14 protein-coding genes and 4 tRNA genes are annotated in these 12,137 nt (G+C 45.1%); 7 read left to right on the forward strand and 11 right to left on the reverse strand.

What is annotated here, in order from left to right; genetic code table 11:
* Positions 1-529: 529 nt before the first annotated feature.
* The 6 genes from ACUJFL_RS13690 to dnaQ form a co-directional block, all read right to left on the reverse strand.
* Positions 530-606, reverse strand: a tRNA-Asp gene (locus ACUJFL_RS13690).
* Positions 607-647: 41 nt separating this feature from the next.
* Positions 648-724, reverse strand: a tRNA-Asp gene (locus ACUJFL_RS13695).
* A 26-nt stretch (positions 725-750) separates the two neighbouring features.
* Positions 751-827: transfer RNA gene (locus tag ACUJFL_RS13700), tRNA-Asp, on the reverse strand.
* Between the two features lie 18 nt (positions 828-845).
* Positions 846-922 (reverse strand) — tRNA-Asp (locus tag ACUJFL_RS13705).
* A gap of 105 nt (positions 923-1,027) precedes the next feature.
* Positions 1,028-2,446: a TIGR03503 family protein gene (locus tag ACUJFL_RS13710; protein ID WP_445427786.1), complete on the reverse strand. Its 1,419-nt coding sequence runs from the start codon at positions 2,444-2,446 to the stop codon at positions 1,028-1,030.
* Positions 2,434-3,138 carry a DNA polymerase III subunit epsilon gene (gene dnaQ, locus ACUJFL_RS13715; RefSeq protein WP_445427787.1) on the reverse strand — a complete coding sequence of 235 codons (705 nt, stop codon included), beginning with the start codon at positions 3,136-3,138 and terminating at the stop codon, positions 2,434-2,436. Before dnaQ ends, ACUJFL_RS13710 begins: the two co-directional genes overlap by 13 nt.
* A gap of 66 nt (positions 3,139-3,204) precedes the next feature.
* Here dnaQ and rnhA point away from each other — a divergent pair, with 66 nt between their 5' ends.
* Positions 3,205-3,675 (forward strand): ribonuclease HI, encoded by a 471-nt coding sequence (gene rnhA / locus ACUJFL_RS13720; RefSeq protein WP_226752041.1) that lies wholly within the window; start codon positions 3,205-3,207, stop codon positions 3,673-3,675.
* On the opposite strand, the gene ACUJFL_RS13725 is transcribed toward rnhA, so the two are convergent.
* Positions 3,676-4,227 (reverse strand): glutathione peroxidase, encoded by a 552-nt coding sequence (locus ACUJFL_RS13725; protein WP_226752040.1) that lies wholly within the window; start codon positions 4,225-4,227, stop codon positions 3,676-3,678.
* A 294-nt stretch (positions 4,228-4,521) separates the two neighbouring features.
* Here ACUJFL_RS13725 and ACUJFL_RS13730 point away from each other — a divergent pair, with 294 nt between their 5' ends.
* Together ACUJFL_RS13730 and ACUJFL_RS13735 are read left to right on the forward strand one after the other, a co-directional pair.
* Positions 4,522-4,698, forward strand: coding sequence for a PAS domain-containing protein (locus ACUJFL_RS13730; RefSeq protein ID WP_445429091.1), 177 nt, complete (start codon positions 4,522-4,524; stop codon positions 4,696-4,698).
* Between the two features lie 54 nt (positions 4,699-4,752).
* Positions 4,753-5,139, forward strand: a complete 387-nt coding sequence (locus ACUJFL_RS13735) for an EAL domain-containing protein (RefSeq protein ID WP_445429092.1) — start codon at positions 4,753-4,755, stop codon at positions 5,137-5,139.
* A 20-nt stretch (positions 5,140-5,159) separates the two neighbouring features.
* On the opposite strand, the gene folE is transcribed toward ACUJFL_RS13735, so the two are convergent.
* Positions 5,160-5,801, reverse strand: a complete 642-nt coding sequence (gene folE / locus ACUJFL_RS13740; protein WP_229587876.1) for a GTP cyclohydrolase I FolE — start codon at positions 5,799-5,801, stop codon at positions 5,160-5,162.
* Positions 5,802-5,948: 147 nt separating this feature from the next.
* The gene (locus tag ACUJFL_RS13745) at positions 5,949-6,302 is read right to left on the reverse strand and encodes a DUF2750 domain-containing protein (RefSeq protein WP_226752038.1); all 354 of its coding nucleotides are present in this window, start codon (positions 6,300-6,302) and stop codon (positions 5,949-5,951) included.
* A gap of 161 nt (positions 6,303-6,463) precedes the next feature.
* Between ACUJFL_RS13745 and ettA the strand changes: the two genes are divergently transcribed.
* From ettA to ACUJFL_RS13760, 3 genes are all read left to right on the forward strand, one after another.
* Entirely contained in the window at positions 6,464-8,125 is a 1,662-nt protein-coding gene (gene ettA / locus ACUJFL_RS13750) for an energy-dependent translational throttle protein EttA (RefSeq protein WP_226752037.1), read from the forward strand.
* A 173-nt stretch (positions 8,126-8,298) separates the two neighbouring features.
* Positions 8,299-8,670 (forward strand): DUF6746 family protein, encoded by a 372-nt coding sequence (locus ACUJFL_RS13755; RefSeq protein WP_445427788.1) that lies wholly within the window; start codon positions 8,299-8,301, stop codon positions 8,668-8,670.
* A gap of 204 nt (positions 8,671-8,874) precedes the next feature.
* Positions 8,875-9,528, forward strand: coding sequence for an energy-coupling factor ABC transporter permease (locus tag ACUJFL_RS13760; RefSeq protein ID WP_229587880.1), 654 nt, complete (start codon positions 8,875-8,877; stop codon positions 9,526-9,528).
* 102 nt (positions 9,529-9,630) lie between these two features.
* Here the strand turns inward: ACUJFL_RS13760 and ACUJFL_RS13765 are convergent, their stop codons facing one another.
* Positions 9,631-10,827: an amino acid aminotransferase gene (locus tag ACUJFL_RS13765; RefSeq protein ID WP_445427789.1), complete on the reverse strand. Its 1,197-nt coding sequence runs from the start codon at positions 10,825-10,827 to the stop codon at positions 9,631-9,633.
* Between the two features lie 37 nt (positions 10,828-10,864).
* The gene (locus tag ACUJFL_RS13770) at positions 10,865-11,578 is read right to left on the reverse strand and encodes a GAF domain-containing protein (protein ID WP_445427790.1); all 714 of its coding nucleotides are present in this window, start codon (positions 11,576-11,578) and stop codon (positions 10,865-10,867) included.
* Between the two features lie 136 nt (positions 11,579-11,714).
* Here ACUJFL_RS13770 and ACUJFL_RS13775 point away from each other — a divergent pair, with 136 nt between their 5' ends.
* Positions 11,715-12,113 (forward strand): translation initiation factor, encoded by a 399-nt coding sequence (locus tag ACUJFL_RS13775; protein WP_445429093.1) that lies wholly within the window; start codon positions 11,715-11,717, stop codon positions 12,111-12,113.
* The last annotated feature ends 24 nt before the right edge of the window (positions 12,114-12,137 follow it).

The following is a 12,137-nucleotide window of genomic DNA, read 5'->3' on the forward strand; positions in this document are numbered from 1 at the left end:
TATGACCCCGAAGCTTGCTTTTATAACAGCAACCGACTGAACTACCGCTCACTTATTTGCAGGCACAAAAAAACCAGCATTAGCTGGCTGATTTAGATGAAAATGGCGGAGCGGACGGGACTCGAACCCGCGACCCCCGGCGTGACAGGCCGGCTAGATTTTTTATAACAGCAACCGACTGAACTACCGCTCACTTATTTGCAGGCACAAAAAAACCAGCATTAGCTGGCTGATTTAGATGAAAATGGCGGAGCGGACGGGACTCGAACCCGCGACCCCCGGCGTGACAGGCCGGCTAGATTTTTTATAACAGCAACCGACTGAACTACCGCTCACTTATTTGCAGGCACAAAAAAACCAGCATTAGCTGGCTGATTTAGATGAAAATGGCGGAGCGGACGGGACTCGAACCCGCGACCCCCGGCGTGACAGGCCGGCTAGATTTTTTATAACAGCAACCGACTGAACTACCGCTCACTTATTTGCAGGCACAAAAAAACCAGCATTAGCTGGCTGATTTAGATGAAAATGGCGGAGCGGACGGGACTCGAACCCGCGACCCCCGGCGTGACAGGCCGGTATTCTAACCGACTGAACTACCGCTCCGCACTGGAGTGAGCTTACGCTCAATGGCACACTAACTGAAATGGCGGAGCGGACGGGACTCGAACCCGCGACCCCCGGCGTGACAGGCCGGTATTCTAACCGACTGAACTACCGCTCCGGATCAGGAAGCTTTTTTGATGCTAGTGGCGGAGCGGACGGGACTCGAACCCGCGACCCCCGGCGTGACAGGCCGGTATTCTAACCGACTGAACTACCGCTCCGGAAAGCATCAAAATTGTTGGCGGAGCGGACGGGACTCGAACCCGCGACCCCCGGCGTGACAGGCCGGTATTCTAACCGACTGAACTACCGCTCCGCGCCAGCATCAAACGATTTCATTTGGGTATCGTCTGGTGCGGCGGGAATGATACGGATTACCCCAAACTCAGTCAACTTCTTTTTTGCCGCTTTTGCCTATTCCTTAGCCATCTGGCATAGAAAGATCCAATATATCTTCTCCATCTTTCTTTTTTGCTGATTTCTTGTTCGCTGTGCTGTCCACTTTCGCCGCTGTGGCCGTCTTATTTCCCGCGGCGGTAGCAGCAGGCTCGGTCTTTTTGCGCCAAAACATCAAACGGCTGAACTGCTTGCCAGATAACACAAACCAAATGGCTACTGCGCCTAACACTAAAATAAACAAATTAATCAGGATGATCCAAAGCCAAGGTACTTCTGTGGCAACCGGCTCTGCCACCTCAACAGCGGCTTCGGTTACAGTGTCGGCGGGCCCTAAGTCAGGCGCTTCCTGCGCCAGCATGGCCACTAAAAAACGCTCTTCAGGTAAATTTAATACAAACTCTCGACCATCGCGCATTTGGCCAAAAACGGCCATATTCAAAATATAACTACCATGCCCGCGGTTATCGACCTGCAGTTGCTTTGTTGTGGTAGGCTCGACTAAAGAAAATGATTGCATATCGCCATCTGGGTATTGAATTTGCCCCTGGAACAGCAAAGAGTCGACATCTACCAGATCACTATTCGCATCCAACATAATAATATGGCTTTGCTCAGCTGTAGTTGCCATCTGTACGTTAAGCGTAATAGGCGAAGGTTCAATAATAACGGCGCTTTGTTCCACTTCGCGAGTGTACAAAGGCGTACGCACAATAAAACGCGGGATCCACTCGCCTTGGCCAAATACCAAATTTATCTCACCGGTAAAAATACCGTCACGCGCACTGATGTCATAACCACGGCCATCATCACGAAAGTTGGCTACTTCCACCATACCTCGGCCGAAGTTTTCGTAACGTTTATCATTGGTACTGGTAAAAACCACTTGTAGCGACAAGATGTCTTTAAATTCTCGCGCATTAATCGCTTTGCCATCTTGCAGCATCCGCGCCGTTAATTTAAACGTTTCCCCTACCACCATCGGTTTAGGTAAAGGATCAACATCTAATGCCACATCGGTCAGCACCAAAATCTTACTTTCGGGTAAAACTCGTCCGACGGCCTGCCAAGGCCCTGGCATCGGCTGAGTAATTTCAATTAAATCGTAGGAAGGGCCATCAAACCAACGAATGTTGTTTTGCTTGGCCGTGTTATAAAACACCTTACTGCCATCGGGACGCACTAATACGATAGAAGCCGAACCCGGTCGGCGAAAAAATACCAAGGTGATAGATTCAATACCGTCATCGATGCGAAACCGATTATCTAACAAGGGAATTTGATTACGTAATGGCAAGTCTGCCAAAATGCGCATTAATGGCTCTGGTGTTTGCGCTGGGGCCGACTCTGGCGTTGCAACAGGTAATGTCGAGTCTTGTTGTGCAGCAACGGTCAGTACAAACAGATTACACAGCATAAAACACAGTAGCATTAATCTCGCCATAAACAGCTGCCCCCTTTCTTTTGCACTAAATCTAAACGACTTTGATGGGCAGTTAATTCTTGGCTGTTGGCTTTAATCACTTTTAACTTACCACTGCGCTGGATAACCAAGGGCCCTTCCTGATCTTGTTGATTGTTCGCGTCTTCCGCCGCTAAGTTTAAACTGACCTGCCCGCCGGTCATTAATAAGTAAACATCAGCCAAAATTTCGGCATCTAGTAAGGCGCCGTGCAAAGTACGATGGCTATTATTGATATCATAGCGGCGGCACAGTGCATCGAGGTTGTTTTTTTGGCCCGGATGCAAGTCTCGCGCTAATTTAAGCGTATCAACAATGCCACAATACTCCGCCACTGGTGGGAGTTTTGGCTGCAACAGGGCAAATTCATGATCAATAAAACCGACGTCGAAAGCGGCGTTGTGAATGACTAATTCGGCCCCCTTAATGTACTCGAAAAAGCCCTGTGCAATATCTCGAAACTTGGGTTCATGTTGCAAACGTTGGTTAGTAATACCGTGCACGGCAATGGCTTCAGCTTCAATTTCCCGCTCTGGATTAATATAAACATGATAATTGTTACCGGTAAAACGCCGATTTATCAGCTCAACACAGCCAATTTCGATAATACGATGGCCATCTTTTGGGTTAATGCCGGTGGTTTCGGTATCTAAGATAATTTGACGTTTTAACATTGCTGCTTTCGCTGTTGCCTACTATTAGGGTAGATTATACGCCGTTTTGCTTTGAGGAAAGACTTTATGCAGAAAACTGTTACGATCTATACCGATGGATCTTGCTTGGGTAACCCTGGTCCTGGCGGCTATGGCAGTGTCTTGCTTTACAAGCAACATCGTAAGGAATTGAGTGGCGGCTTTCGGTTAACCACCAATAATCGAATGGAATTGCTCGCGGCTATTGTCAGTTTAGAATCACTGACCAGCCCCTGCCAGGTTGATTTGACCACCGACAGCCAATACGTGCGCTTGGGGATCATGCAGTGGTTAGCAGGCTGGAAACGCAATAACTGGAAAACCAGTCAAAAACAGCCGGTTAAAAATCAAGATTTATGGCAACGTTTAGATGCCGCTTGCAGCAAACATCAGATTGCTTGGCATTGGGTAAAAGGCCACAGCGGCCACCCTGAAAATGAACGCTGTGATGAGCTAGCAAGAACAGCAGCCACCGACAATGCCACCGCGATTGATAGCGCTTTTGAGCAAAGTCAGTAATTACTTTGCCGCTAGCAGTTTTTCAAGCTCAGCAATAAACTTTGGATCATCAGGGCTGGTGCGGCTACCAAAATGCACCACTTGTTGCTCGTCTTTACTGACAATATATTTATTGAAATTCCAAGACGGGCTTTCACCGGTTTTTGCAATTAAGGCTTTGAATACCGGGTTAGCGTTATCCCCGCGCACACTGCTGGTTGAAAACATTGGAAACTCAACACCGTACGTTAAATAACACACCTCAGCTGTTTTTTCTTCATCACTGTGTTCTTGCCGAAAATCATTTGATGGGAAACCTAATACCACTAAACCTTGATCTTTGTAGTTTTGATAAAGCGTTTCTAAGGCTTCAAACTGCGGAGTAAAGCCACACTTACTGGCAGTATTCACCACAATTAATGTTTTACCCTTGAATTCATCACATAAATCGACACTTTCACGGGTTTTGAGTTGCTGCACTGAATGGCCGAGAATATTACCGCACTGTGCGGCTAAGCTCTGTACCGAAAAGGTCAGTGCTAGCACGGCCGCGAGGTTAAGTGTTTTTTTCATTTCGCTTTCTCCAAGTATTTACATCTAAGAACGATCTTAGGTAGTGACTATACGCCACCAGACGAAAAGCAGTTTATTTTGTTTAATGCTAGTTTCATAGGCAGCAAGTTATGGTTGAATGCATTAATACTACAAATTAAACACACTAAGGTTGTGTGCTCATAAAAAATATCATTCTTAACAGCACTACAACTTATTGCTCCAATTAAGATTTTTTCTTTGAAGCTACTGTCAGCCTTACACGTTGCTATGCAGAGTTAACGCAACAGTATTGCTCGCGCTCAAAAGGGCACGATAGATGATCTATGGGTTAAAGCCTTACATCCACATGATAAGACCAGTGTTAGGGCTTATTTCGACGATTACATTAATAAAACAGACAATAAATTATACGAAAATCAATTTAGGATGTGCCATAAAGAGGGTTATTGGGTATGGGTCCTTTTGCGTGGCAGAACCATTATCAGCTAAGAACATAAAATCACTGTCGGTATTCATTTAGATATCACCCAACGCAAAAAAATCATTGGCTTTGAAGCACTACTTCGCTGGTATAACAGTGAACTCGGTTTTAAAATTGCAGTCGATGATTTTGGTACGGGTTATTCATCATTGAGTTATTTAAAACGTTTTGCCTTAACAAAATTAAAAATAGACCAATCATTTATTCAAGATATTCTAAATGATAAAGACGATAAAGCGATTGTCAGTGCGATCATTAATATTGCTAAGAGTATGGATTTAATTACTCTTGCTGAAGGGGTTGAAACAGTAGAGCAGCTGAAGTTACTAGAAAACATGCCCTGTCATGAAATTCAGGGTTACTACTACAGCAAACCTTTGAGTGCTGAAAATGCCACGACTTTTTTAGAACTTCATGGGGCTAATTGTTTAAAGCAATTAGCCCCATGATATCCCGCAATCAACGGCGATTAGCGAGCTAAAAACTCCGCTCGGGTGCGAGCGTCATCTTTGAAAATACCGCCTAGTGCCGTAGTCTGCGTTTTAGAATTCACATCCATCACACCACGCGATTTCACGCAGTAATGTACCGCATCCATGGTCACTGCAACGTTGTCTGTTTCAAGTAAGGCTTGTAACGCCACTAAGATTTGCTGGGTTAAGCGTTCTTGCACTTGAGGACGCTGTGCAAAGAAACGTACTATGCGATTAATCTTAGATAAGCCAATGATATTATCTTTAGGGATGTAAGCCACCGTAGCGCTGCCATCGATGGTCACAAAGTGATGCTCGCAAGTACTGGTAAAGCTGATGTCTTTCACTTTGACCATCTCGTTAACTTGCATTTTGTTTTCTATCAGCGCCATCTTCGGAAAGTTTTGATAATCCAAACCACCAAAAACCTCATCAACATACATTTTAGCAATGCGATGTGGCGTTTCTCTTAAACTGTCATCGGTGAGATCAAGCCCCAAGGTGCTGACAACCTCAGTAAGTAACTGATTAATCTTTTCGTATTTTTCATCGCGGGACAAGCCGTTATCACGCATAGGAGTCTCAAGACCACGCGTCTCAAGTGCACTACGGACTAACATTGCTGCTTCTGATAACATAGTTTTTCCAAATACTGATTTGCAATATCTGTTATACGCACTGCGAAGAAAAGCAGTTTAGCGACCAGATCATAATATTATTATTTTACACCCTTAAACGACGAAAGCCCAGCAAAGGCTGGGCTTAGGGTGTAGCACGGTGTTTAATTACTGTACAAGCGCCAGCGCTTCTAGCAATTCACGCGGCTCGACTTCAGGACCATTGAGTGATTCATCCCAGTTAGTGCCGATTAATACGCCGTCATCGTACATCTCTTTTAACCAGCCATCACAGAACACATCGAGTGGGATTGGCTCAGGTTTATAGCTTGACCATTCTTCTGAGCAGTGCGCTTGGGCATCCGCTTTGCTTGACCAAAAGGGCATTACATCTGTTTCTTCAAATTCTACCGATTCAACTACTAATAAGTCTTCACCATCAGCGAGAGTCCAGACTACGCCATGGGTTTTAGCTTCTTCGATAAAACGTTGGAAGCTTGGATCGTGTGCAAATTCAGACATAATTAACCTACTAATAATTCTCTAATGATGCATATTAAAACAGAGATCTGCATGCAAAAGCCAACATTATTCTAAAGCATCGCCATTCACTTTCCACCACTGGTGAAAATAACGTACAATTTGCTTCACTGTGACAGCCCTTAACGGACGGAAACTTAGTAATGGCACAATTTATCTATTCAATGTATCGGGTTTCGAAAGTGGTTCCCCCGAAACGCACCATCTTAAAAGACATCTCTTTATCTTTTTTCCCCGGCGCCAAGATTGGGGTACTTGGCTTAAACGGCTCGGGTAAATCGACGTTATTACGCATTATGGCCGGTATCGACAAAGAGTTTGAAGGCGAAGCTCGAGCATTAACTGGCACAAAAATCGGTTACTTACCGCAAGAGCCGGTATTAGATAACAACAAAACAGTTCGGCAGATTGTTGAAGAAGCCGTTAGTGATGTAAAAGAAGCGTTTACTCGGCTAGATGAAGTGTATGCCGCTTATGCCGATGAAAACGCCGATTTTGATGCCTTAGCACGCGAGCAAGGCGAGTTAGAAGCATTAATACAAGCAAAAGATGGTCATAACTTAGATAACACGCTAGAACGTGCGGCAGATTCATTACGCTTACCGCCTTGGGATGCCAAAATTGAACATCTGTCGGGCGGAGAGCGTCGCCGGGTGGCGATTTGCCGCTTGGTATTAGAACGCCCCGATATGCTGTTATTAGATGAACCTACTAACCACTTGGATGCTGAATCGGTGGCTTGGTTAGAACGCTTTTTACACGATTATCCTGGTACCGTGGTGGCCATTACCCACGACCGTTATTTCCTAGACAATGTAGCCGGTTGGATCTTAGAGCTAGACCGAGGTGAAGGTATTCCGTGGCAAGGAAATTACTCTAGCTGGCTAGAACAAAAAGAAGCCCGACTAGCACAAGAAGATAAAACAGAAAGTGCTCGCCAGCGTTCAATTAAGCAAGAATTAGAATGGGTTCGAACTAACCCGAAAGGCCGTCATGCGAAAAGTAAAGCGCGGATGGCACGTTTTGAAGAATTGCAAAGCCAAGATTTTCAAAAGCGTAATGAAACTAATGAGCTGTTTATTCCACCTGGGCCACGTTTAGGCGATAAGGTACTTGAAGTGGGACACCTACGTAAAACCTTCGGCGATCGTGTGTTAATCGATGATCTAAGCTTTAGTATTCCTAAGGGGGCGATTGTCGGTATTATCGGCCCGAATGGTGCAGGTAAATCAACACTGTTTAAGATGATTACCGGCGCAGAGAAAGCCGATAACGGCAGCATTGAACTTGGTGAAACGGTGCAAGTAGCAAGTGTTGATCAGTTCCGCGATAGCATGAACCCAAAAAACACGGTGTGGCAGGAAATCTCAAATGGCCAAGATATGCTGCAAATTGGCAATTTCCAGATCCCAAGCCGCGCTTATGTTGGCCGTTTTAACTTTAAAGGTAACGACCAGCAGAAGTTTATTGGCGAGTTATCAGGAGGTGAGCGTAACCGCGTGCATCTGGCGGCGCTATTAAAAGCCGGCGGCAATATGTTGTTACTCGATGAACCCACCAACGACTTAGATGTTGAAACACTGCGCGCACTCGAGAACGCCATTTTAGATTTCCCTGGTTGTGCCATGGTGATCTCGCACGACCGCTGGTTCCTCGACCGCATTGCCACGCATATCCTCGATTATCGTGATGAAGGTAAAGTGAATTTCTTTGAAGGTAACTACTCTGATTACGAGGCCTGGTTAAAACAAACTTATGGCGCGGCAGCACTGGAGCCACATCGAATTAAATACAAGCGGATCTAACCGCTATTAAAGGTTAATCTTATTAAAACGCCTGCCTTGTGCAGGCGTTTTTGTTGATACGTTTTAACCAGAGCAACGTATAAGAAAACGTTTTATGTTATCAGCAAAAGTGACTTGCTTTGTTGCATTGATCTGATAACTTAATGAGAATCATTATTAACTAAGGCTTTATTATGAAAATCCTCGTTATTTCTAGCTTCATTGCATTGTGCTACTTCCCCGCAACTCTCGTGCAAGCCTCAGATCGCCCTGCCCATTTCAGCGGTAAAGCGATCAGTGATGTGCAGCAAGCTAGCAAGGTGTTGTTAGAGAAAAATACCGAGTTAGCTAACTTGTTAGCCGGTGAGTTAAATCCAACCAGCGTAACGGCGATCCATCAGTTAACCTACAGTTTGGAAAATGCACTCGCCCTAATACCCAACACTAATGATCAAATTAAAGCAGCATTAGAAGAAGTGCATTTAGGCTCTGAATATATGGATTATGAGCGTGTTAAACGCAACGGCGCTACTTACCTGCAACTAGCAAAATCGCTGACAGAATAAAAACGCCAGGACATTACACCGCAGTATAACAATGCGGCCTAACCCATTAATCAAAAGGCAATTGAAAAACAGCTAAGGCTTTACTCAAGCCCTTATTAAGGCTCTTAGCCGCTTGAACATACACCTTGTTACTAACGCGAAGCTTTTTATGCTGTGCTAGAACACAGTATAATTACCCGCATCCACAGCTTTGGGTCTATGATCATGATCATAAATTATTGGCAAATAAGTGCCTGGTGTTTGGCTATCCTTTGCATCGCACTAAGTTATCCAAAAGAGTTGTGGCCACGCTTATTACAATTACCGGGTTATCAGCATTTTGTATTTGCCTCAGCAGTCGCCTTAACCCTACTCTGGTCTGTAAAAGCCGGCATAGTACCGGGCTTAGAGTTGTTTTTTCTGGGTATTACCACACTGGTATTGTGTCATGGCTGGCGTATCGCCATTTGGATCAGTTGCCTGCCCTTAGCTTTATTAATGCTGTTTAACAGTGTCAGCTTGGCTGAAGGTGGCGCCTTTGCATTAACTACCTTTATTTTGCCTGCATTATTTAGTTATGCGGTATTTAGCTGGTCATATCATTATCTGACTCGCCATTTATTTGTATATATCTTTATTGCGGGCTTTTTAAATGCCGCCCTGAGCATAGTGCTAAAAATTGTACTCACCTCTGGCTGGCTGTATCTGCAGCAACAACATGACTGGCATACGATTTATCACAACTATACGCAATTAGCCTTGCTCATTTGGTTTGGCGAAGCATTACTCAATGGCATGGCCATTACGCTAATGGCAGTGTATCGGCCAGAATGGCTCAGAACCTTTTATGATAATGAATACTTATCGCCTGATCGCTGAGTGTCTGATAACTAAAGGCAAGGTTAAGGAAAGAGAAAAGTAGCGCACAGCGCAGCATAAAAAGGTATCCAGACTCGATGCCTGGATACCTTCTTGGCGTATTTAGCCTTTTATTACCGTTGCGACGGCTTTGGCGAAATAGTCGATATTGGCATGATTCAAACCCGAAATACTGACGCGGCTGGAACCGACCATATAGATACTGAACTCGCTGCGTAGCCGTTCAATTTGCGCTTTATTAATGCCTAAAAAGCTGAACATACCATGCTGACGAGCAATAAAGCTGAAATCTTGGGTAATGCCTTCAGCAGTAAACTTGTCGATGATCAGCTGGCGATAGCTATTAATACGATTACGCATTTCTGCTAATTCGTCGTGCCACAGTGCCGTTAATTCGGCGCTATCTAAAATATGGCTAACAATAATAGCACCGTGCGTAGGTGGCATTGAGTAAATACCGCGCACGACGCTGAGTAAGTTTGCGCGGACAACGTCGGTTTCTTTGCTGTTACTAGCAACAACACTAACAGCACCAATTCGCTCGCGATATAAACCAAAGTTTTTCGAGCAAGAGCTACACAAGATCATTTCTGGCACTTGCTCAGCTAAATAGCGCAAACCTGCGGCATCTTCATCTAAACCGGCGCCAAAACCTTGGTAAGCCATATCAACTAAAGGAGTGAAACCTCGCTCTTTCGCGATCGCGGTAAAGCGTTGCCATTGTTCGAAATTCAGATCCATACCACTTGGGTTATGACAACAGGCATGCACTAAAACAACGTCACCCGCAGGAATTTGCTCTAAATCAGCAAACATCTGCTCTACCTGCAAACCTTTGGTGTCGTAATCGTAATAAGCGTATTCTTTAACTTTTAAACCCGCAGCTTGGAATAACGAGATATGGTTTGCCCACGTCGGGGTGGTCACCCAAATCGTCGCATCCGGATTCGCTCTCTTAATAAACTCCGCCGCCACACGCAGTGCCCCTGTGCCGCCTGGTGTATGCGCCGTAACAACGCGATTTGCAAGCAACACTGTATGAGTCGCACCAAAGGCTAACTTTTCAATGTGCGTATTAAAAGACGGATCACCGGCCATACCCACATAGGTTTTGCTGTCTTCATGCTTTAAACGTAGCGCTTCGGCTTCTTTTACGCATTTTAAAACCGCGGTGTGGCCTTGTTCATCTTTATAAACACCTACGCCAAGGTCAACTTTAAGAGGGTTAGGATCTTCACGATAAGCCGCCATTAGCCCCAATATGGGGTCGATAGCGACAGGCTTTAACTGAGAAAACATATTGTTCTACCTGGTTTATGATTATATGGAGGCAACACTAAGCGATTGCCGGTAAACACTCGGGGATGCTCAGACACACAGCCACTAACAGGGCCAATGCCTCTGCGGTAAACACCTGCTGCTTCAAATCTTCAGCGTCAATAATGCCTACTATTTTGCCCGATTGTGCAAACAGTGGCAAACAAGCTTCGGCTTTAACTTTCGGATCGCAGGTGTAATATTCACCGCCTTGTTGCAAATAGGCCGCGACATCGTTAATCACACGGGCTTGGCCAGTTAAACCCACCGTACTGTTATTACTGATCTTGGCAAACTCAGTATTTAACGGAAACTCAGCCCGAGAGGCGGCGCCAAAATAGCTTAATTTAACTAGCACCAACTCTTGCTTCAGATTAGCACGCGCTTGATAAATACCAAACCATGCTAAACCCGACTGCTGTTGATAAAATTCAGTTATTTTCGTTAAACGTGCTAAGGCTTGGTGATTAGCGCTGGTTTGACCGCCCAAAATCGCAGTTAAATCATATGGCTCACTGTCCAGCACACCAAATAACGAACATGCCCCTCCCTCGCCCAACTCAGGCACTAGGTATTGCCATTGCACTTTGGCATTGCTGCTATCGGCAATATGTTGCTGTAACGCTTGATAATAGGCGGTAGTTTTTTCAGTAAAGGCTTGATCAAAAAAAGAAAATTGCTCTTTAAGGCCACTAAGCTGTAAATAGTGGTTAATTTGGGTTGGAATACTCAATTTTTAGCCATCCAGATTTCTAAAATCAAAACAATATTCTACCAGATAACATTAAAAAACCAAGCGAGACACAGAAAAACTTGCGAGCAACGCTTGTGCTGAGTAAGCTACGGCCAACTTTTCAGGACATTTTATGATGAGCAAAAAAATTTCCTTAGCCGATTGGCAACAACAACTGACTGGCGCTACTCCAGAGAGCACGAATCCGGCGAATCAGGCTGGTTTGGTCTATTCCACGGCGACAGGCCGAATTGACGCGAGCAGTCCGGCTGTCTCAGCGGCTGAAGGATTTGCTGATGGTGCCTTACGCATCCGTCGGGAAACGAAAGGTCGGGGCGGTAAGACGGTATTAACCATTTTAGGCTTAACCGGTAGCTCCAGTGAATTAAGCCAACTATGTACAGAATTAAAAAAGAAATGTGCTTGTGGTGGTTCGGTCAAAGACGGCATTATTGAGATACAAGGTGATAAACGCGAATTAGTCACCACCTTATTACAACAAAAAGGGTTTAAAGTGAAACAAGCCGGCGGATAGGCCGGCTTGTTTATCTCAAGCGAT

The sequence above is a fragment of the Alishewanella sp. HL-SH05 genome, from assembly GCF_052655985.1.